The sequence below is a fragment of the Streptomyces sp. MAI_2237 genome (assembly GCF_054189285.1).
Genome location: NZ_JAJPGQ010000005.1, coordinates 1,466,897 through 1,487,886, shown reverse-complemented (window position 1 = coordinate 1,487,886; position 20,990 = coordinate 1,466,897). Strand labels below are relative to the sequence as shown.

Below are 20,990 nucleotides of genomic sequence, written 5' to 3'. Positions count from 1 at the left end.
AGGCGGTTCATGACGGGCCGATACGGGAGTAACCGGCCGTGATGTCAGACCCGGCCGTTAGGGTCGGGGATCATGAGGCTGTTGCACACTTCCGACTGGCATCTCGGCCGGGCGTTCCACCGGGTCAACATGCTCGGGGCCCAGGCCGAGTTCATCGGCTACCTGGTCACGACCGTGCGCGAGCGCGGCGTGGACGCGGTGGTCGTGTCGGGAGACGTGTACGACCGGGCCGTGCCCCCGCTGGCCGCCGTGGAGCTGTTCGACGACGCCCTGCACCGCCTCGCCGACCTCGGCGTGCCCACGGTGATGATCTCCGGGAACCACGACTCGGCCCGCCGGCTCGGCGTCGGCGCCGGCCTCATCGGGCGCGCGGGCGTCCACCTGCGCACCGAGCCCGCCGCGTGCGGGACACCGGTGGTGCTCGGCGACGCCCACGGAGACGTGGCCTTCTACGGACTGCCGTACCTCGAACCGGCCCTCGTCAAGGACGAGTTCGGCGTGGAGAAGGCCGGCCACGAGAGCGTGCTCGCGGCCGCCATGGAGCGCGTCCGCGCCGACCTCGCCACCCGCGCGCCCGGCACCCGCTCCGTCGTCCTCGCCCACGCCTTCGTCACCGGCGGCGAGGCCAGCGACAGCGAACGGGACATCACCGTCGGCGGGGTCGCCTCCGTGCCCGCCGGCGTCTTCGACGGCGTCGACTACGCGGCCCTGGGCCACCTGCACGGCTGCCAGACCATCACCGAGCGCGTCCGCTACTCCGGCTCCCCGCTGCCGTACTCCTTCTCGGAGGCCGGCCACCGCAAGACCATGTGGCTGGTCGACCTCGACGCCGAGGGCGCCGTCACCGCCGAGCGCGTCGACTGCCCGGTGCCCCGCGCGCTGGCCCGCGTCCGCGGCACCCTGGAGGACCTGCTCGCCGACCCGGGTCTCGCACCGCACGAGGAGGCGTGGGTCGAGGCCACCCTCACCGACGCCGTCCGCCCGGCCGACCCCATGGCCCGCCTCACCGAGCGCTTCCCGCACACCCTCAGCCTGCTCTTCGACCCCGACCGGGCCCCGGACGACCCCGACGTGTCGTACGCCAGACGGCTCGCGGGCCGCAGCGACCAGGAGATCGCCGAGGACTTCGTCGCCCATGTGCGTGGCGCGGGACCCGACGAGCGCGAACGGACCGTACTGCACGACGCCTTCGACGCGGTCCGCGCGGACGAGGTTCTGCGGGAGGTGGCGCGGTGAGGCTGCACCGGCTGGACATCACCGCCTTCGGGCCCTTCGGCGGCTCCCAGCGCGTCGACTTCGACACCCTGTCCGCGGCCGGGCTGTTCCTCCTGCACGGGCCGACGGGCGCCGGCAAGACGTCCGTCCTGGACGCCGTGTGCTACGCGCTGTACGGCACCGTCCCGGGCGCCCGCCAGAGTGGCCAGGGCCTGACCCTGCGCAGCGACCACGCGGCCACCGGCACCCGCACCGCGGTGACCCTCGACCTGACCGTCGCCGGACGCCGGCTGGAGGTCACCCGGCAGCCGCCGTGGGAGCGGCCCAAGAAGCGCGGCTCGGGCACCACCATGGAAAAGGCGCAGAGCTGGCTGCGCGAGTACGACGCGACGGCCGGAGCCTGGAAGGACCTCAGCCGCTCCCACCAGGAGATCGGCGAGGAGATCACCCAGCTGCTCGGCATGAGCCGCGAGCAGTTCTGTCAGGTCGTGCTGCTGCCCCAGGGCGACTTCGCCCGCTTCCTGCGCGCCGACGCGGAGTCCCGCGGCCGGCTGCTGGGCCGCCTCTTCGACACCCACCGCTTCGCCGAGGTCGAGAAACGCCTCGCCGAGCGCCGGCGGGCCGCCGAGGCCAGGGTCCGTGAGGGGGACGCGAGCCTGCTGGCCGACGCGCACCGCATGCAGCAGGCGGCCGGCGGCGCGATGACGCTGCCGGAGCTGCAGCCGGGCGAGCCGGGGCTGGCCGAGGCGGTGCTGACCGCGGCCGCCGTCGCCCGCGCGACCGCCCGCGAGCAGCTGACGATCGCCCACTGCCGGCTGACGGCCGCCGAGTCCGCGCAGGCGGCGGCCGAGCGGGAGCTCGGCGAGGCGCGCGAACTGGCCCGGCTGCAGCAGCGGTTCGCCGAGGCACGGGAGCGGGCCGCACGGCTTCAGGAGCACGCCGACGCCCACCGGGCGGCGCAGGAACGCATGGACCGGGCCCGCAAGGCCGAGTCGGTGGCCCCCGCCCTGGAGCTGCGGGACGCGGCCGACGCGGAACACCACGGGGCGACCCGGGCGGAGGCACGGGTGCGCGCCCTGCTGCGGGATGCCCTCGGGGCGGAGGAGACGAGTGGCGCGCGCTCCGGTGCGGCCACCGGTGACGGCGTGGACGCCTCCGCCCACGCCGGGGCCTCCGGGCTCGCGGTCGCCGCACGGCGTGCGGCCGAGGAGCTGGGCGGGCTTGAGTCGGCCCGCCGTGCCGAACAGCGGTTGGACGATCTGCTTGGCGAGCGCGCCGGACTGGACCGCGAGGAGCGGGCCGACGCGGACGTCCTGCAGGAGGCCGAGGCGTGGCTGGCCGGCTGGGAGGAGATCCGTACCGGTCTCCACAGCGCCGTCGAGTCCGCCCAGGAGGCGGCCACCCGCGCCGAGCAGCTGGCCGTGCAGCGGGACCCCGCCCACAAGAGGCTCGCCGCGGCCCGGCAGCGCGACCAGTTCGCGCGGGACACCGACGACGCCCAGCGACAGGTCACGGCCGCCACGGAACGCGCCCTGAAGGCCCGCGCCGAGTGGCTGGACGTTAAGGAGCAGCGGCTGAACGGCATCGCCGCCGAGCTCGCCGCCCAGCTCGACGACGGCCAGCCCTGCGCGGTCTGCGGCGCCACCGAACACCCGGCACCGGCCCGCAAGGACGCCGGACACGTCGACCGGGAGACCGAGGAGCGCGCGCTCGCCGCCTCCCAGCACGCCGACGAGCAGCGCGCCGAGGCCGAGCGCCGCCTCGGGATCGTCCAGCGGGCACTGGCCGCCGCCGAGGGCGAGGCCGGGGACACCTCGACCGAGCAACTCGCTTCCCAGGTGCGGGAGTTGGAGGAGCTGTACGCGGAGGCGCGCGACGACGCGTCCGCGCTGCACACCGCGAGCGAACGGCTGCGGCAGGCCGAGCAGGAGCACGAGCGGCGCATCACCGCCCGGCAGCAGGCCGCCGTACGAGCCGCCTCCCGGGTCGCCCGCCGCGACGCCCTCGACTGGGAACGCACCGCCCTGGAACAGGAGCTGGCGCAGGCGCGGGGCACCGCTGTGAGCGTCTCCGCCCGCGCCACCCAGCTGGAGCGCCGGGTCGCCCTGCTCACCGAGGCTGCCGACGCCGCGCGCGCGGCCGAGGACACCGCGCAGCGGCTCAAGGACGCCGACGCCCGGCTCGCCGACGCCGCCTTCCGCGCCGGCTTCGACACCCCGCAGGCCGCGGCCGCCGCGCTGCTCGACGCCGCCGCCCACCGCGAGCTGCAACACCGCCTGGACGCCTGGCAGTCCGAGGAGGCAGCGGTCCGCGCCGTCCTCGCCGAGGACGACACCGCGGCCGCCGCCCGGCGATCCCCGGCCGACGTCGCCGGTGCGCAGCAGGCGGCCGCCGCCGCGGCCCAGCGGCTGCGCGAGGCCGCCTCGGCGCGCGACGCGGCGGCCCGGCGCTGCGCCGAGCTGGACCGGCTCTCCGCCCGCTCCGCCGACGGCGTCCGCGCCCTGGCACCGCTGCGCGAGGACTACGACCGGGTGGCCCGCCTGGCCGCCCTCACGGCCGGCACCTCCGCGGAGAACGAGCGCAGGATGCGCCTGGAGTCGTACGTACTGGCGGCCCGCCTGGAGCAGGTGGCCGCCGCGGCGACCGTCCGCCTGCAGCGGATGTCCTCCGGCCGCTACACCCTGGTCCACTCCGACGACCGCGCCGGCCGTGGACGCAGCGGTCTCGGACTGCACGTCGTCGACGCCTGGACCGGACGCGAGCGGGACACGGCGACCCTCTCCGGTGGGGAGACCTTCTTCGCCTCCCTCGCCCTCGCCCTGGGTCTCGCGGACGTCGTCACGGACGAGGCGGGCGGGGTGCGCCTCGACACCCTCTTCATCGACGAGGGCTTCGGCAGCCTCGACGACCAGACCCTCGACGAGGTCCTCGACGTGCTCGACTCCCTGCGTGAACGCGACCGCAGCGTCGGCATCGTCAGCCACGTCGCCGACCTGAGACGGCGCATCCACGCCCAACTGGAGGTCGTGAAGGGCCGGTCGGGGTCGGTGGTCCGCCAGCGCGGTCAGTGACCGAGCGGGCGCCGGGGGAGCGGCGAGGAGTACACGACGCTGGTGGTCACCGAGCCGAGCGACCGGATCTTCCCCGACACCTCCTCCAGGTGCCGCATCGAGCGGGCGGCGACCTTGATGACGAAGCAGTCGTCGCCCGTCACATGGTGCGCCTCCAGGATCTCGGGCGTCACGGCGACCAGGTCGTGGAACGGCTTGTAGTTCCCGGTGGGGTACCTGAGCCGGACGAACGCGAGGATCGGCAGCCCCAGCCGCTCCGGGTCCACGACGGCGGCGTACCCCTGGATGACCCCCGCCTCCTCCAGTCGACGCACCCGCTCGGTGACCGCGCTCGGCGACATGGACACGGCACGGGCCAGCTCGGCGAAACTGGCCCGGCCCTCACGCTGCAGGACCTCGAGGATGCGCCAGTCGGTGGCGTCCGGGGAAAACACGGTCATGCCCGAGGAATAGCAGGGGAATCCCCGGTCGAGCAAGGAGTCAGCCGTGGAACGACCCTTCAGAGTGCTGGTCGGCGCCCGTAAATTCCTTGTCGTAGCAGCAGAACGCCGGGTGACCCCGCTTCGTGGTGGCAGCACGCCGCAGAGAACGCCCGTCGTAGCGAAGGAACCTCGGCGAAAGGCCAGATCATGACCAGCACCAGCACCAGCACCACCGCCGTGAACCCCGTCCTGCGCGTCGCCCCGGCGGCCCCGGCCGAGGCCGCCGCCCACTTCCGGGCGAGCCTCGCCTTCCACGCCGACGTCTCCGACGTGGCCGCCGCGCTCGCCGCCGGCGGCGACCCCGGCTTCGTCGTCGTGGACTCCCGCTCCACCGAGTCCTGGGACCAGGGCCACCTCCCCGGCGCCGTGCACCTGCCGACCGCGCTCATCCCCGAGCAGGCCGAAGGGCTCCTCGACAAGGCCGTGCCCGTGGTCACCTACTGCTGGGGCCCCGGCTGCAACGGCGCGACCCGGGCCGCGCTCGCCCTCGCCGAACTCGGCTACCGCGTCAAGGAGATGCTCGGCGGGTTCGAGTACTGGGTGCGCGAGGGCTTCCCGTACGAGACCTGGGAGGGCGCCGGCCGCCGCGCCGCCGACCCGCTGACGGCGCCGGTGGGCGCGGAGGACTGCGGCTGCTGACCCTTCGCCCGGTATGACCGGTCCTGATGGGTGGCCCCTATGGAGGGTTGGGGGACACCGGAATTGCGGGACGCGCGTGCGTGTAGGTTCTTGCGCCATGGTGCGATACGCGGATCCCGGTGCGGTGGAGTGGGTGGAGTCGGGCGGCGGCCCGCTCATAGCGGTACCGGAGACGGTCCTGCCGTTCTGGGCGGGCGCGGACGGCGAGGAGACCGCATCCGACTACGACCGTGCCTGCGAGGTCGACGGTGTGGTCGGTCTGCTCCCGGTCGGCGACTCGGCGGCCCTGGTCCTCGGCGACGAACCCGCCTCCACCGCCTACCTGCCGGAACACGGCGCCTTCGTACGGTGGTGCGCCGCGAACTCCGAGGACGAGCTGCTGGCCGTCGTGCCCGCCGCCCTCGCCGCGGCGGACTGGGAGAACGAGGTGCGCTGGGAGGTGCCGGGCGCGGTCGTGCTGTTCGACTCGGCCTGGCCCGGTGGCGAGACCGGACGGACGGACTGCCTGAAGGTCCCGCTCCAGCCGGGCAGTTACGCGGTCCGCGCGGCCAACGTCCAGCCGGGGCCGGAGACGTGGGTCGGTCTCGTACAGCTTCGGCGCCTCGACTGACGCCGATCCCCTCTCCTCATCCGGTCGTTGGCGAGCGGCCGAGCGCCCGGCCCGCCTCGTCGCATGGCTCGCCACCGACGAGGCGGACCAGACACCGGAGCGGTCATCGGCTCCGGGAGCCGGTTCCGGCGCCGCTCACAGCCGGGCCAGCTCGTCCACCAGGTCGTCCAGACCCAGCGAGCCCTGCGAGAGCGCGGCCATGTGCCAGGCCTTGAGGTCGAAGGACTCGCCGTGCCGCTCGCGGGCCTTCTCCCGGCCCAGCAGCCAGGCCCGTTCGCCGAGCTTGTAGCCGATCGCCTGGCCCGGGATGGTCAGGTAGCGGGTCAGCTCGCTCTCCACGAAGTCCGCCGGGCGGCTGCTGTGCGCGCCGAAGAACTCCTGCGCCAGCTCGGGCGTCCAGCGCTCACCCGGGTGGAAGGGGGAGTCCGCCGGGATCTCCAGCTCCAGGTGCATGCCGATGTCGACGATGACCCGGGCGGCCCGCATCATCTGCGCGTCCAGGTAGCCCAGCCGCTGCTCGGCGTCCTTGAGATAGCCCAGCTCGTCCATCAGCCGCTCCGCGTACAGGGCCCAGCCCTCGGCGTTGGCGCTGACCCCGCCGAGCGTGGCCTGGTAGCGGGAGAGGTTCTCGGCGACGTGCGCCCACTGCGCCAGCTGCAGATGATGCCCGGGCACGCCCTCGTGGTACCAGGTGGAGACGAGGTCGTAGACCGGGAAACGGGTCTGGCCCATCGTCGGCAGCCAGGTGCGGCCCGGACGGGAGAAGTCCTCCGAGGGAGGTGTGTAGTACGGCGCCGCCGCACCGCCGGGCGGGGCGATGCACGACTCCACCTTCCGTACCCGCTCGGCGAGTTCGAAGTGCGTGCCGTCCAGGTCGGCGATCGCCTGGTCCATCAGGCCCTGCAGCCAGTCGCGGACCTCGTCGACGCCGTCGATGTGCTTGCCGTGCTCGTCGAGGTGCGCGAGCGCCACCCACGGGGTCTCGGCCCCGGGCAGGATCTTCTCGGCCTCCCGCTTCATCTCGCCGAGCAGCCGGTGGAACTCCGACCAGCCGTACGCGTACGCCTCGTCCAGGTCGAGGTCGGTGCCGTTGAAGTAGCGGGCCCAGCGGGCGTAGCGCTCGCGGCCGACGGTGTCGGGGGCGCCCTCGATCGCCGGCGCGTACACGTCGCGCATCCAGTCCCGCAGCTCCACGACCGCCGCGGTCGCCCCACGGGCGGCCTCGTCCAGCTCGGCGCGCAGTGCCGCGGGGCCGGCCGAGGCGAACTCCTCGAACCAGCCGCGGCCCTTGCCGTCGGTGTCCGCCCACTCGGTGAGCTGTCCGACGAACGTGGCGGTCGGCCGCGGCGCCGCGTACAGCTTGCGCTCCAGGCCGAGCTCCAGGGACTCGCGGTACCCGGCCAGCGCGGCCGGCACGCCGCGCAGCCGCTCGGCGATCGCCGCCCAGTCCTCTTCCGTCTGGTTCGGCGTCACGGTGAACACCTCGCGCACCGAGTGCACCGGCGTGCCGAGGTTGCCGACCCGGCGCAGGCCCTCCTCGGCCTCGTGCACGGCGAGGTCCGCGGTGAGCCGCTCGCGCAGCAGCCGACCGCACCGGCGCTCGACGTCACTGTCCGCACCGGGCATGCGTTCGGCCTCGTCGAGCCGGGCCAGGGTGCGGCGGGCCAACTGCGCCAGCGCCTCCTGGCCGCCGGGCGAGAGATCGGGCAGTTTGCTGGAGCTCTCCTTCACACCGAGGTACGTACCGGTCACCGGGTCGAGGGCGATGACCTCGTCGACGTACGCGTCGGCGACCTGTCGGGGCAGCATGTTCGTGGTCTGCGACATGCGGTCCATCCTGGTAGACGGTCCGCCGCACGTCACCCCGATTGTGCCGAGGGCGAAGGCGGCAGCAGCGGCCCGCAGTCCCACTGCTGGAAGATCAGCCGTGTCTCCACGCGGGCCACCTCCCGCCGGGACGTGAACTCGTCGAGCACCAGCCGCTGCAGATCCGTCATGTCCGCCACGGCCACATGGACCAGATAGTCGTCCGGCCCGGTCAGATGGAAGACGGTCCTGGATTCCGGCAGGGCCCGGATCCGTTCCACGAACGGTCCCACCAGCTCCCGCCGATGCGGTCTGACCTGCACCGACAGCAGGGCCTCAAGCCCTCGCCCGAGTTTGGCCGGATCGAGCCGCAGCTGGTGTCCGAGGATCACCCCGCAGCGGCGCAGCCGCGTCACCCGGTCCAGGCAGGTCGAGGCCGCGACGCCCACCTGCGCGGCGAGGTCACGGTAGGTGGTCCGGGCGTCGTTCTGCAGCAGGCGCAGAAGATGAAGGTCCACCGGATCCAGTACGACAGATTCGGCCATCGGGCGAACGTAGCACGGTGTTCCGTTCCGGAGACCCGGCCGTTGTTCACGCTTCGGACATGGAGTCCACGAGAGCTCTGGCCACCGAGGCCGTGCACGCCGGCCGCGACGACCTCGCCCGGCAGGGGCTGCACGCCCCGCCCATCGACCTGTCGACCACCTACCCCTCGTACGACAGCCGGGGCGAGGCGGCCCGCATCGACGCGTTCGCCACCACCGGCGCCGAGCCCGACGGCCCGCCCGTCTACGCCCGCCTGGGCAACCCGACCGTCGCCCGCTTCGAGACCGCGCTGGCCCGCCTCGAGGGCACGGAGTCCGCGGTCGCCTTCGCCAGCGGAATGGCCGCGTTGAGCGCCGTCCTGCTCGTACGCGCCTCCCTGGGCCTTCGCCACGTGGTCGCCGTACGCCCCCTGTACGGGTGCAGCGACCATCTGCTCACCGCGGGACTGCTCGGCTCCGAGGTGACCTGGACCGACCCGGCGGGCATCGCCGACGCGCTGCGCCCCGACACCGGTCTGGTGATGGTGGAGTCCCCGGCCAACCCCACGCTCGCGGAGGTCGACCTGCGCGCCGTCGCCCACGCCTGCGGTTCGGTCCCGCTCCTGGCGGACAACACCTTCGCCACCCCGGTCCTCCAGCGCCCGGCCGGCCTCGGCGCGCGGCTGGTGCTGCACAGTGCCACCAAGTACCTCGGCGGACACGGTGACGTGATGGCGGGCGTGGTCGCCTGCGACGAGGAGTTCGCCGGCCGGCTGCGCCAGGTCCGCTTCGCCACCGGCGGCGTCCTCCACCCCCTCGCCGGATACCTCCTCCTGCGCGGGCTGTCGACCCTCCCGGTCCGTGTCCGCGCCGCCTCCGCCAACGCCGCCGAACTGGTCCGCCGCCTGTCCGCCGACCCGCGCGTCACCCGCGTCCACTACCCGCGCATCGGCGGCGCGATGATCGCCTTCGAGACGGCCGGCGACCCGCACGAGGTCATCGCCGCGGTCCGCCTGATCACCCCGGCGGTCAGCCTGGGCAGCGTCGACACCCTCATCCAGCACCCGGCGTCGATCAGCCACCGCATCGTCGACGCCGACGACCGCCGCGGGGCCGGCGTCAGCGACCGGCTGCTGCGGATGTCGGTGGGCCTGGAGGACGTGGACGACCTGTGGGCCGACCTGGACCAGGCGCTGGGGGAGCGCCCCGTGACGGCCACGGCGAACCGCGCGAGCGGGCACGACTCCGCCGTGCCCGCCGACGCCGCCGTGGCCTCTAGGGCGCTTCCGCGTTGGTGATCCTCACCAGTCCGGCGTCCACGCCGAGGCGGGCCGTGATGACCAGGGTGCCCTCCTCGATCTGATAGTCGAGGGGGAGCCCCAGGCCCCGCATGGCCGCGACCATCCCGGTGTTGGAGGCCTGCGTCACGGCGTACACGCTCTCGCAGCCGGCCTCGGCGGCCATCGCCACCAGCCGCTCCAGGAGTTCCGCGCCGATGCCCCGCCGCTGCCACTTGTCCTCGACGAGCAGCGCGACCTCGGTCTCGTCCCCGTCCCACAGCAGGTGGCCGAGCCCGACGACGCGGCCCGACGCGGTCTGCACGGCGAGCGTCCGGCCGAAGCGCGGGCTGAGCAGGTGGTTCAGATAGCGGTCCGCGTCCCCGACCGGCCCGTGGTAGCGCATGGAGAGCGTCCGCGAGGAGCACCGTTCGTGCATCTCGCGGGCCGCCTCCAGGTCGGCCGGGCCGGCCCGGCGCACCGTGATCTCGTTGCCCTCGGGCAGCGTCAGCACGTCCCGGCCGCGCGGCACCCGCGGTCCGAGCCGCGCGTCGAGTTCCACCAGGGCCCGCGCCCGCGCGAACTCGGTCGGGGTGAACGGCAGGTACGGCCGCTCCACGGTGATCACGCCGCCCTCCGGTGCCCGCAACCGCATCACCGTGTCCTCCAGGATTCCGTCCGACGGCACGCCTTCCGGGCCGCGGCCGCCTCCGACCGGCGTGGCCGGCAGCTGGCGGATCGTGCACCGGCCCAGCAACTGCCGCAGCGTCAGCGGTAGTTCCGCGGCGTCCAGTGCGGTGCGGGCCGCCAGGCCGAGCACCCGGGTCGGCGCGTCCACCAGATCGTGGGCGTCGGCCCGCTCCATCCAGGTGTCGGCGCCCCCGGCTCCCGCGACGACCTGCGTGAGCTCGGAGGCCATGAGGTCGCCGGGAGCCCGCAGCAGGAACTCGTCGACCGTGCCCTCGGCCAGCGGATGCGTCTGCAGGCTCAGGATGTCGACGCGCTGCCCGGCGAGCGCCACGCACAGGGCCGCCAGCGACCCCGGTTCGTCCTTCACGGTCGTCCGCATCCGCCACAACGCGCTCTCGTCCGGCCCGGCCTGCCGCTCGGTCGGCACCGGCCGGGCACCGGTATCGCCCGCCGGTGGCGCGTGTCCGTGGCGGCGTGACCACCACGTCTGGAACACCGAGGCGACCGCGGCCACGCCGCTTTGCCGGTGGTGGCCGCAACGGCCCTGACTCTCTGTTGTCCCGTCAGACATGTCTCGACTCATGGAACCACTGTGAAGGAAAGGTGTTGCGTGATCACGAACGGTTTGTGACTGATCGGTAAAGCGCGCTTATGTTCCTTTTGTTGATTTCTTTACGATTAGGGTGTGCCGCTTTCCGCTCAAGCGGCCACCTCCCATGTCAGAGCGTTGCGCAGCCGCCGCGCCTGCGCCACGATCCGGGTTGAGCCGCGCCGGTCCGCGGTCTGCCCGAGGTGGGGTATCTCACCCCGGGCCCCGCACCGCTCGGCGGACTCCGCGGCCACGGCCAGCAGTTCCCCGAGTCCTCGGGCCGAGGCTCCCGCACCGCCCGTGGCGAACTCGGCGAGCAGCGGGGGCAGCGTGTGCCGGAGGATCTCCCAGACGGTCGCGTCGGCGCCCGTGGCCGCCGCGGTCCGGGCGGACTCCGCGAGCCGCAGCGACTTGACGGCGCCGCGCCGCACGAGCTGCCCGAGGTCGGCGCCCAGCCGGGCCCGGTCCAGCTGGTCGCGGGCCGCCAGCGTCAACAGCGCGTCCACGGCGGCGAGCCGGTCCTCCGCGTGCCGGGCGCCGAGCCCGTAGGCCAGGCCCAGGTGCACGGCCTCCCCGGCCTCGCCGCCGGACTCGGCGAGCCGCGGCAGGACGGCCGCTCCGCGGTCGTCGTCCACCGCCACGGCCGACAGATCCCGCAGCAGGCGTACGGCGACGAGCTCGCGCCGCTCGGGCAGCACGGCCAGCCAGTGCGCACGCGCGTCGTCGCTCCAGTGATGGCAGTACCAGCGGTCGGTGAAGACGCCCACCGGACGGCCCAGATACCGGTACTCCGCCGGGAAGTCCTGCTGCAGTTCGAGCAGTTCCCCCGTCTCCAGCAGGATCCGGCTGCCCGATGTCCGCCGCCGGACCGTCGGCTGCACGTCGCCCGGGGCGGCCAGCCAGTCGGCGAGCCGCGCGCCCTCCCGCGTGCCGAGCGCGACGGCACGCTCGGCGGCCCGGCCGGCCGCCGGCCGGTCCGTGCGCCGCACTCGCAGCAGCGCCTGTGCGAAGTCCGCCTCCGACACCCGCGCGCCCAGCCGCCGGTACTCCTCCAGCCGGTCCACCAGCTCGTCCGGCTCCAGCAGGCCCGTGCTCCAGGTCGGGGTCGACAGCAAGAAGGGGAGCGGGTCCGTGCGCAGCCGGTACGCGACCTCCCACAGCCGAGCCGCGAAGGCCCGGCTCAGGGCGCTGTGCCCGCACTCGCGGGCTGTGGAACCGTGCTGGACGAACGCGTGCAGTGTCCCGAGGTGCACCTTGTCGAGGAGGACGGCCAGGAGGAGGTCGAGCCCGTCCTCGGCGCCCGAGACCGAGAAGTCGCTCCTGCTGAACCGGCTCTGGTACCGCAGACCGCTCTCGGCGCCGTACCACCAGCGGCGGGTGAGCACCGGGCCGAGCGCCTCCACCAGGGCCTCCCGGTCGCGGTACGCGTGGCGCACCAGGCCGTCCAGCGCCCGCTCGAAGCCGGCCACGCCGGGCTCGGTCTCCATGGCCGCCCCCACCTCCTCGGCGACCTCGGCCGCGGAGCCAGGAGCCGGGTCGAGGAGCGTGGGCGCCGGGACGGGGGGAAGCACCTCCTCGTACGGCTCGAGGTCCGCCGCCGGCGCCGCTCCGAGGAGGTGGACCGCGCGGACGCGCAGGCCGGGGATCAGCTGCTCCGCCTCCACGGCGATCTCGCCCCGCACCTCGGCGCTGTCCGCCTTCTTCAGGTGCCGCTCCACCAGCTTCAGTGCCCGCTCCTGCACATCCGAGTCCGCATGGCCGAAGGCCCGGGCGACCACGGGCAGCAACTCCTCGGCCGCGCCCGAGTCCCGGGCGAGGACCTTGCCGAGCAGCACCAGCTGGGCGCGCACCAGTTTCTTCTCGGTGCGGAAGAGCACGGCCGACGACATCTCCGCCAGCCGACGGCTGTTCAGTTGGCCGTCGAGGATGAGGGCGGAGAGCACCGACTGAGCGTGCGAGGCCACGGGGGAGACCGCGTCGCAGGCCAGCGCCATCCAGTCGGCGACGCGCTGCCCTTCCTCGTCCCTGCTCAGCTCCAGGGCCTTCAACAACCGCAGGAAAACGCGCTGTTCGGTGGTGGTGCCGCCGCGCAGCAGCCGGGCCAGGCACGCGTCGAGCATCACCTCGCGCTCCACGAGGCCCTCGGCCGCCAGCCCCGTCAGCGCCCCCGTCCAGCTGTCCGGCCCGTCGCCCTGCGGCCATTCGAGCAGGCCGCCGATGTCGTTCGTCTCGAAGAGCGCCGCCACGAGCTCCCTGAGGTGCGGATCCGGGCGCATGCGGTCGAGCAGCGTGCCCCCGCGCTGCCAGCCCCAGCCCACGTGCCCCATCCAGCCCCGCACATACGCGTCCGTGGTCGGCACCGGGCAGCCCGACAGCCGCACCAGCCCCGACATGAGTTCGTACGGCACTCCGGAGGCCGCCGGGCGCTGGGCGAGCCGGTGCGTCAGATCGGCCAGCCACTCCGAAGGCCGGTCGCCGAGCAGCCGCAGCAGCAGGGCCGCGGACGTCCCCGACCAGCGCATGTCGGCGGCGGCGATCCAAGTGGCAACGGCTGCCGCACCCGTCTGGCAGGCCACCCCGGCCGCATAGAGCGCCGGATACGCGCGACGGGACGCCCCGTCCCAGGGCGCCGCCCTGAGCTCCTTGCGCAGGGCCTGCAACTCCGGGAAGACCGCCCGCCGTTCGGCATCCGTCAGCTCGTCGAGCAGACCGATCACCTCGGCCGTCCGGCCGGCCCTCACCGCTTCCACCAACACGCTCATCGCGCACCCCCGTCGACTCGGACCGTCTCCCGCCGTGTCGCGGCACCCCGCCGCACCATCCGCACCGCCAGCGCGTGCTTGCACGGCCCGCGTCCGCCCCGGTACCTCGCCCACCACTGACAGCTGCAGCTGAGCGCGCCGGCCTCGTCCCGCACCCGGTGCACATGCCCGTCCTCGGCCGTGACCGTCCCCAGGGCGCCCTCCAGGGCGACGGCGCCCGCGGCCACCAGCGCCCGGGCCGAGCGCAGCCGGGGGTTGTGGCGCTCCACGCGCTCGGCGTCGTAGGGCAGTTCGCGGTGGAAGTAGGCCGCCTCCGCGGTGTCGTACCCCACGCGGCCCGAGGTGCCCAGGCGCACCAGGGCCGCCCGCACCCGCTCGGCGCTCAGGCCGCAGGAGGCGGCCAGGTCGGCGATGTCGATGCGGGGCTCCCAGGCGAGCAGGACGGAGACCAGCTCCGCGTCCTCGGCGGCCTCGTCCGTGGCCAGCGCGTCCAGCACGCCTCCCTCGCCGGAGAAGCCCCGTGAGGCGTCGGGCGACAGGGTGAGCGTCAGCCGCATCCCCGGCAGCACGGCCTCCCAGGCCGAGGCCGTGGAGGTGCTGCCGGTGGCCGCGGGGCCGTAGACGCGCAGCGCCGTCGCGTGCCGCAGCACGCGCTGCAGCGCGACCAGCCGCTCCGGGCCGGGCAGACACACCGCGCCCGGCACCGCCCGGGTGGTCGGCCGCAGCCCACGGCCGGAGGGCACCACCCATCGCGCCCCGGTCGCGGCGCCCCGCCCACCCCCGCGGGGCAGGGCGCGCAGGAACCGGACGGCCTCGGCGGCGGGAAGCTCCGCCCGCAGGTCGAAGCCGGCCGCGACGACCTGGGCCTCGGCGAACCCGCGCAGCCACCGGTCGGGCAGCGGCACCTTCTTCTCCACGACCGGCCCGTCCAGCGTGGTCACCGCCAGCTCCTCGGGGCCCACCCGCAGATGGAGCGGGTCGTCGGTGCCGAGGCGGGAAAGGGCCTCGCGCAGCGGGTTGTTGACGTCGACGTTGGTCGTGCCGTGTCCGACCTCGTCTCCGTCGAGGCCCGCGGCCAGCACGTCGAGGCGGGCGTAGACCCCGCCGCAGCCCGAGAAGGACTCGAAGCGCAGCCGGTCGCCGTTGCCCGTCACCACCGGGTCCAGCGAGGCCGGCAGCTGCCGCTGGTAGTAGCGGGCTGCCGCCACGTCCGCCACCGCCAGCAGCCCGGCGGACGCCGCCTGGGGCGCCGTCAGGAAGCCGGCGAAGAAGCGGGGATGGTCCTCGGCGCCGGTGGGCGTCGCACCCCGCGAGGTCTCGAGTCCCAGGCGTCGCGCACCCGCCGAGGACTCCAGCACGGAGGGTCGGCGATAGGCCACGGCCTGCAAAGATCGCGTCATGGAAAGACCGTAGAGGCGACCACTGACAATCGGCCCTGACCTGCGAAAAAGGGCTTCCGGCGAGGGAGTTGGCCGGGTACGGGACAGGGCCGCGCGCCGGGGGATGACGCCGGTGCGCGGCCCTGCTGAGAGGGTACGGCAGTTACTGCCCGACCAGGCCCGGCCGCAGTGTCTTGGTGAACAGCACGGTCCCGTCGTACTCGCGCAGTCGGACCGTCAGCTCACCGCTGTCGCCGTCGATGTCGACCTCGCCGAAGAACTGGTATCCCTCGGCCGGCGAGACGTTCGAGGCGGTGGGCGCCTTCACGAACACCCGGTCCGGGCCGAACGTGCCGTCGAGCGCGCTGGCGGGGAAGGCGCCGGCGTTCAGAGGGCCGGAGACGAACTCCCAGAACGGCTCGAAGTCCTTGAACGCGGCCCGCGAGGGGTCGTAGTGCTGGGCCGAGGTGTGGTGGACGTCGGCGGTCAGCCACACCGTGCCGGTGATCCGGCGGTGCTTGACGAACCGCAGCAGCTCGGCGATCTGCAACTCGCGGCCGAGCGGCGCACCGGGGTCGCCCTGCGCGACGGCCTCGAAGTTGGTCCTCCCCTCCACCCCGTCCGGCACGACCAGGCCGAGCGGCATGTCCGCGGCGATCACCTTCCACACGGCACGCGAGCGGGACAGCTCGCGCTGGAGCCATCGCAGCTGCTCGGCGCCGAGGATGCCCTGCGGGTCGCTGGTCTGGTCGTCGGGCGAGTTGGCGTTGCGGTAGGTCCGCATGTCGAGGACGAACACGTCCAGCAGAGGTCCGTGGTTGACCACGCGGTAGATCCGGCCGTCCGGGCGGCCGCTGATCGTGGAGATGGGGAAGTACTCGGAGAAGGCGCGCCGCGAGCGCCTGGCGAGGTCATCGAGCCTGGTGCCGGCCGGGTAGGCGGTGCCGGTGGCGATGACCTCACCCGGGTACCAGTTGTTGCGGACCTCGTGGTCGTCCCACTGGACGATGTTCGGCACCTGGGCGTTGAAGCGCCGCAGCGCCTGGTCCAGCAGGTTGTAGCGGAAGTTGCCGCGGAAGTCGTCCAGCGTGACGGCGACGTGCGACTTCTCCTCGGTGGTGAGGTTGCGGTACACGCCGCCGTCCGGCAGTGCCTGCGTCGACGGGATGACGCCGTCGGCGTAGATGTTGTCGCCGCTGCACAGGAAGAAGTCCGGGTCGATCTTCGCCATCGCGTCGAAGATGCGGTAGCCGCCGATCGACTCGTTGATGCCCCAGCCCTGGCCCGCCAGGTCTCCGGACCACACGAACCGCACGCCCTCGCGCCGCTTGGCCGGTGCGGTGCGGAACGTGCCGGTGACCGGCTCGCCGGTACGGCGCGGGTCGTCCGGGTCGGCCAGCATGACGCGGTAGTGGATCTGCTCGCCCGCGGGCAGCCCGTGCAGCCGGGTCGTGCCGGTGAAGTCCGAGTCGGCGCCGAGCAGCGGGCCGTGCCATCTGCGCGGGTGGCGGAACGACTCGGTGGCGGACGTCTCGACGATCATCCGGGCGGGACGGTCCGACCGTACCCACACCAGACCGGAGTCGCGGGTCACGTCGCCCGCCTGCACGCCCCAGTCCGCCCTGGGGCGACCGGAGAGCGCGACGGCCGGCGCCGCGGAGACGGCGGTGGGCAGAGCCAGGGCCGCGGACGCGGCGAGGGAACCGCGCAGCACGCTGCGGCGGCCGGGGAACGGACGGTGTGACATGGATGCGCCTCCAGGGACGGGATCCGGCCGGTGTGCGATGCCACACCTACTGGTGCGCCGCAGCGCGCACGGAAACCACAAGTGAACAACTGGCCGCGGGGCCGGGGAGCCGACACGTCGCGCGAGCCCGAAGTGCCGGCACACGGTGTTCACACCGCGGCCGCCATCAGGCGCACGCCCGCCCGGATGCGTCCGGGGGACAGGTGTGCGTACCCGAGGACCAGACGCACGGCGTCGCCTTCGGCGGGTTCGGCACGCGCGTGCGTGTACGCGCTCAGCGGGCGTACGGCGACCCCGGCCGCGCGCACGCGCGCCAGGAAGCGTTCCTCGGGGCCGTACCGCGCGGGAAGGGCGGCGATGACGTGCAGTCCCGCGGCGATGCCGGTCAGCCGCGCCCCCGGGAAGTCCTCCGCCAGCGCGGCGACGAGGGTGTCGCGCCGCTCCCGGTAGGCCCGCTGGCAGCGGCGCAGCTGGCGGTCGTGGTCGCCGCGCTCCAGGAAGCGGGCGAACAGCGCCTGGTCGAGGGTGGGATGGCCCAGATCCATGGTCCGTTTGCGTTCGACGACCTCCTCGGCCAGCGACCGGGGCACGAGCAGCCAGCCGAGCCGCAGGCCCGGGGCGAGGGACTTGCTGACCGAGCCCGCGTAGGCCACGTGCTCCGGGTCGAGCCCCTGAAGGGCACCCACGGGGGCGCGGTCGTAGCGGAAGTCGCCGTCGTAGTCGTCCTCCACGACCAGGCCGTCCACGGACCGCGCCCAGTCGAGGAGTTCGGCGCGGCGGCGCGCCGAGCAGGCGATGCCCGTGGGGAACTGGTGGGACGGCGTCGCCACCACGGTCCGCAGCCCCGACTCCCGCAGCGCTTCGACGCGCGGCCCCTCGCCGTCCAGCGGCACCGGCACGGTGGTGACCCCCGCCGAGGCGTACAGCGCGGCGTGCTGGGGGCTGCCGGGGTCCTCGACGCCGACCTCGCGCACTCCGCGCGCGTGCAGCACGAATCCGAGGAGTGCCGTCGCCTGCGCCACCCCGGAGACGACCACGATGCGTTCGGGGTCGGCCACCACGCCGCGGCGCCGCGTCAGCAGCTCGGCCAGCGCCGTGCGCAGCCGGGGCAGCCCCCGCGGGTCGGGATAGCCGAGGTCGTCGTGCGGCAGCCGGGCCAGCACCTCGCGCTGCGCGGCGGCCCATGCGGCGCGCGGGAACAGCGACAGGTCCGGCGTCCCGGCCACGAAGTCCGCCTCGGCGCCGGGGGAGCGCGGCGCGAGGTCACGCGCGCGTGGCGGCGCGGCCCGCACGGCGCCCCCCACCCACGTTCCGGCGCCCCGCCCGCTGCGCAGATATCCCTCCGCGGTCAGCTGCTCGTACGCCTCGGTCACCAGCCCTCGCGACACGCCGAGATCGGCGGCGAGATCCCGGCTCGACGGCAGCCTGGTCCCCGGCGCCAGCCGCCCCGAACGCACCGCCTCCCGAAGCGCTGCCTGCAGTGAACGGCCACGCGTGCGTGCCGGTGCGGAGACGGCGGGCAGCAGCAGCTCCCAGGCGGGCGAGGCGCTGAGGCCGATGCCCTTGCCTCCGGCCGGCTTGCGGTGACCGGTCTCGGCCGGATTGGTCCCCGATGGCGTCATGGGAGTGGACCTTAAACCGGGCCGCCGCGGTGCCTAGCGTCGCCGTCATGAACGCCACCGCCGCCCGTGGGGCACTGCTCGCCGCACTCGCCGCCGTCCTCGTCGGAGGTTCCTTCACCGCCAACAGCGTCCTCGGCCACTATCCGTACGCCGGCGGCCAGTTCCTGCGCTACGCACTGGCCTGCCTGCTGCTCGTCCCGCTCGCCGGTCGCGGGGCGGCGGCCCGGCTGCGCGCGCTCGGGCTCCGTCGGTGGGGCCGCCTCGCCGCACTCGCCGCGGTGGGCATGGTCGGCTTCAACCTGGCCGTGCTCGCCGCCGAGCGCACCGCGGAACCGGCCGTCCCCGGCGTCTTCGTGGGCTGCGCCCCGGTGGTCGTGGCCGTCGCGGTACCGCTCCTGGAGGGCCGCGAACCCCGGCGCATCGTCCTGTACGGGGCCTCGCTCGTCGCGGTCGGCGCCTTCACGGTCCAGGGGTGGGGCCGCACGGACGGCGCCGGAATCGCCTTCTCCGTCTGCGCGCTGGCCGGTGAGGTGGGCTTCGCCGTCCTGGCCGTCCCGGTGCTGCGGCCGCTGGGGCCCCGGCTGCTGTCCGCCACGGTGTGCGGCGTCGCGGCCGTGGAGTCGGCCGTCACCGGCCTGCTCCTGGACGGCACGGCGTGGCTGCGCCGCCCGGACGGCGCCGAGGCCGCCGCGCTGCTGTGGCAGGCGGCGGTGGTCACCGTCGTCGGCTTCGTGTGCTGGTACGTCGGCATGCAGCGGATCGGCGCCGAGCGCGCGACGCTGTTCTCCGGCCTCATCCCGGTCGCCGCCGCCTGCACCGCCCCGCTCGTCGGAACGGGCTCCTACGGGGCCGCCCAGGCCGTCGGCAGCGCCCTGGTGGGCGCCGGAGTCGCCCTCGGCTCCGGCGCGTTGAGCAGGCGGCCCGCCGGGTCAGCGGCTGCCGTCGAGGATGACGCGGGCCACCAGCGCCGGGTCGTCGTTCATCGGGCAGTGCCCGCAGCCGGGCAGCCGCACCAGACGGGCCCGCGGAATGATCTGCTTGGCGCGCACCCCCTGCCGGCGCACGAGCAGCATGTCCCTGGTGCCCCAGGCCACGGTGACCGGCAGATCGGGGATGTCGTCGGTGAACTGCACGGCGGTGCCGGCCCGCAGTGTCGCGTCGAACCCCGTGGCCCCGGCGAGGGCCAGCGTCTCGGCGACCACGGCGTCGGGTGAACGGCGGCCGGGGCGGGCGTAGATGGTGCTCGTCAGCATCGTCCGGCCGGCCGCCGAGCGCGACAGCCGCTCCACCAGCGGCAGCGGCAGGCGCTGCGAGATCCGGCGCATGGCCAGCAGCACGCCGAAGGCGTAGCGCCGTTCGGCCTCGGACCAGAAGCCGGCCGGGGACAGGGCGGTGACCGACCGCACGAGTTTCTCGCGGGCCAGCTCCAGGGCCAGCAGCCCGCCGAGGGAGTTTCCCGCCACGTGCGGCCGGTCGAGTTCCAGAGCCTCGCAGAACGCCCCGAACACGGCGGTCGTGGTCGCCAGGTCGTAGGCCAGGCCGTCCGGCAGCCCCGGGGAGGCGCCGAACCCGGGCAGGTCCACGGTGATCACCTCGCGTTCGGTGGCGAGGATGTCCACCACCGGGTCCCAGGCCTGCCGGTGGTGACCGATGCCGTGCAGCAGGAGCAGCGGCGCACCGCTGCCCACGCGCGCGTAGGAGACGGTCACGGGCTGCGGACCGCGTGGGGAGGGGACCTTGAAGGAGACGGTGGCGGACATGGGGTGCTCCTCGTCTGAGGCTCGCTGGCGGACGCCGGGTAGACAGCTTGTCAGCAATTGCTACCGACGGGTAGCCCCCAGTTCGACGGGTAGCCCACAGTTCGGGTAGCCCACAGTTCGCGCGACCTCACGGCTCCTCCCCACCGCTCACCCCGCTCAACGCGCGCTGCGGATCTCCATGTTGAACTCCCCGTGCCCGAAGTGCCGGAACAGCTCGATCCACAGCGGCAGCGCCATCTCCACACCGCGCGCCGAGCGGATGCCGCCCAGGTCCAGCACCCGGTGCGGCGGCCACCCGAACTCCCCGAGCAGGGCGGTGACCTGCTCCTTGGCCGCCGCGTCCTCGCCGCACACGAAGACCTGGTGCTCGCCCGGCACCAGGGCCGGTTCCACCATCACCTTGCAGTTGACCGTGTTGAGGGACTTCACCACGCGCGCGTGCGGGAACGCCCGCTGGATCTGCTCACCCACGCTGTCCGACTCGACGGGGTCCAGCCGCAGCTGCCCGTCCTCGAACGCCAGGGGATTGGTGACGTCGACGACGACCTTGCCGTCGAGGTTGGCCGCCCCGGCCGCCTCCAGCGCCGCCAGCGCCACGCGCCCGCCGACGGCGACGACGACCGCCTCGGCCGACGCGGCCGCCTCCTCGAACGTCCCCGACCGCGCTCCCGCCCCCGCGCCCCGCGCCCACTCCAGGGCGGCCGGATTGTCCTTGCTGCGGGAGCCCAGCGTCACCTCGTGGCCCAGTTCCACCAGCTTCCCGGCCAGCGTCCGGCCCACCTCGCCCGTGCCCAGAACCGCGTACCGCATCGCAACC

General features: G+C 74.2%; 15 protein-coding genes and 1 pseudogene. 6 read left to right on the top strand and 10 right to left on the bottom strand.

The window, feature by feature from the left end:
* Nucleotides 1–72: 72 nt before the first annotated feature.
* Both LN251_RS35120 and LN251_RS35115 read left to right on the top strand, forming a co-directional pair.
* Complete coding sequence (locus LN251_RS35120) at nucleotides 73–1,236, top strand: exonuclease SbcCD subunit D (protein ID WP_458248166.1); 1,164 nt, start codon at nucleotides 73–75, stop codon at nucleotides 1,234–1,236.
* A complete protein-coding gene (locus tag LN251_RS35115) occupies nucleotides 1,233–4,286 on the top strand; it encodes an AAA family ATPase (RefSeq protein WP_458248165.1) in 3,054 nt (1,017 codons plus the stop codon). The genes LN251_RS35120 and LN251_RS35115 overlap by 4 nt, the downstream gene beginning before the upstream one ends.
* On the opposite strand, the gene LN251_RS35110 is transcribed toward LN251_RS35115, so the two are convergent.
* A complete protein-coding gene (locus LN251_RS35110) occupies nucleotides 4,280–4,726 on the bottom strand; it encodes an Lrp/AsnC family transcriptional regulator (RefSeq protein WP_458248164.1) in 447 nt (148 codons plus the stop codon). The two genes, LN251_RS35115 and LN251_RS35110, sit on opposite strands and share 7 nt — an antisense overlap.
* Nucleotides 4,727–4,915: 189 nt before the next feature.
* Between LN251_RS35110 and LN251_RS35105 the strand changes: the two genes are divergently transcribed.
* Together LN251_RS35105 and LN251_RS35100 are read left to right on the top strand one after the other, a co-directional pair.
* Nucleotides 4,916–5,407 (top strand): rhodanese-like domain-containing protein, encoded by a 492-nt coding sequence (locus LN251_RS35105; protein ID WP_458248163.1) that lies wholly within the window; start codon nucleotides 4,916–4,918, stop codon nucleotides 5,405–5,407.
* 97 nt (nucleotides 5,408–5,504) lie between these two features.
* A complete protein-coding gene (locus LN251_RS35100) occupies nucleotides 5,505–6,017 on the top strand; it encodes an immunity 21 family protein (protein ID WP_058926699.1) in 513 nt (170 codons plus the stop codon).
* Between the two features lie 135 nt (nucleotides 6,018–6,152).
* On the opposite strand, the gene LN251_RS35095 is transcribed toward LN251_RS35100, so the two are convergent.
* Together LN251_RS35095 and LN251_RS35090 are read right to left on the bottom strand one after the other, a co-directional pair.
* On the bottom strand, nucleotides 6,153–7,844 hold the full coding sequence (locus LN251_RS35095) for a DUF885 domain-containing protein (protein WP_458248162.1): 1,692 nt from the start codon (nucleotides 7,842–7,844) through the stop codon (nucleotides 6,153–6,155).
* Nucleotides 7,845–7,876: 32 nt separating this feature from the next.
* Nucleotides 7,877–8,368 (bottom strand): Lrp/AsnC family transcriptional regulator, encoded by a 492-nt coding sequence (locus LN251_RS35090; RefSeq protein ID WP_142150069.1) that lies wholly within the window; start codon nucleotides 8,366–8,368, stop codon nucleotides 7,877–7,879.
* Nucleotides 8,369–8,427: 59 nt separating this feature from the next.
* On the opposite strand from LN251_RS35090, the gene LN251_RS35085 reads away from it, so the two are divergent.
* Nucleotides 8,428–9,645: a trans-sulfuration enzyme family protein gene (locus LN251_RS35085; protein ID WP_458248161.1), complete on the top strand. Its 1,218-nt coding sequence runs from the start codon at nucleotides 8,428–8,430 to the stop codon at nucleotides 9,643–9,645.
* Here the strand turns inward: LN251_RS35085 and LN251_RS35080 are convergent.
* The 5 genes from LN251_RS35080 to pdxR form a co-directional block, all read right to left on the bottom strand.
* Nucleotides 9,623–10,897 carry an N-acetyltransferase family protein gene (locus LN251_RS35080; protein WP_458248160.1) on the bottom strand — a complete coding sequence of 425 codons (1,275 nt, stop codon included), beginning with the start codon at nucleotides 10,895–10,897 and terminating at the stop codon, nucleotides 9,623–9,625. The genes LN251_RS35085 and LN251_RS35080 overlap by 23 nt on opposite strands.
* Before the next feature lie 116 nt (nucleotides 10,898–11,013).
* The gene (locus LN251_RS35075; RefSeq protein WP_458248159.1) at nucleotides 11,014–13,665 is read right to left on the bottom strand and encodes a DUF7824 domain-containing protein; all 2,652 of its coding nucleotides are present in this window, start codon (nucleotides 13,663–13,665) and stop codon (nucleotides 11,014–11,016) included.
* On the bottom strand, nucleotides 13,662–15,065 hold the full coding sequence (locus LN251_RS35070; protein ID WP_458248158.1) for an SWIM zinc finger family protein: 1,404 nt from the start codon (nucleotides 15,063–15,065) through the stop codon (nucleotides 13,662–13,664). Before LN251_RS35070 ends, LN251_RS35075 begins: the two co-directional genes overlap by 4 nt.
* Nucleotides 15,066–15,207: 142 nt before the next feature.
* Nucleotides 15,208–16,791, bottom strand: a complete 1,584-nt coding sequence (locus tag LN251_RS35065) for an alkaline phosphatase D family protein (RefSeq protein ID WP_458248157.1) — start codon at nucleotides 16,789–16,791, stop codon at nucleotides 15,208–15,210.
* Nucleotides 16,792–16,940: 149 nt separating this feature from the next.
* Nucleotides 16,941–18,413, bottom strand: coding sequence for a MocR-like pyridoxine biosynthesis transcription factor PdxR (gene pdxR, locus LN251_RS35060; RefSeq protein WP_458248156.1), 1,473 nt, complete (start codon nucleotides 18,411–18,413; stop codon nucleotides 16,941–16,943).
* On the opposite strand from pdxR, the pseudogene LN251_RS35055 reads away from it, so the two are divergent.
* A pseudogene (locus tag LN251_RS35055) lies at nucleotides 18,404–19,249 on the top strand (DMT family transporter); the annotation flags it as partial. The gene pdxR and the pseudogene LN251_RS35055 overlap by 10 nt on opposite strands.
* A gap of 93 nt (nucleotides 19,250–19,342) precedes the next feature.
* Here the strand turns inward: LN251_RS35055 and LN251_RS35050 are convergent.
* Both LN251_RS35050 and LN251_RS35045 read right to left on the bottom strand, forming a co-directional pair.
* On the bottom strand, nucleotides 19,343–20,173 hold the full coding sequence (locus tag LN251_RS35050) for an alpha/beta fold hydrolase (RefSeq protein ID WP_383677663.1): 831 nt from the start codon (nucleotides 20,171–20,173) through the stop codon (nucleotides 19,343–19,345).
* A 156-nt stretch (nucleotides 20,174–20,329) separates the two neighbouring features.
* Nucleotides 20,330–20,983, bottom strand: coding sequence for an NADPH-dependent F420 reductase (locus LN251_RS35045; RefSeq protein WP_458248155.1), 654 nt, complete (start codon nucleotides 20,981–20,983; stop codon nucleotides 20,330–20,332).
* Nucleotides 20,984–20,990: the final 7 nt, after the last annotated feature.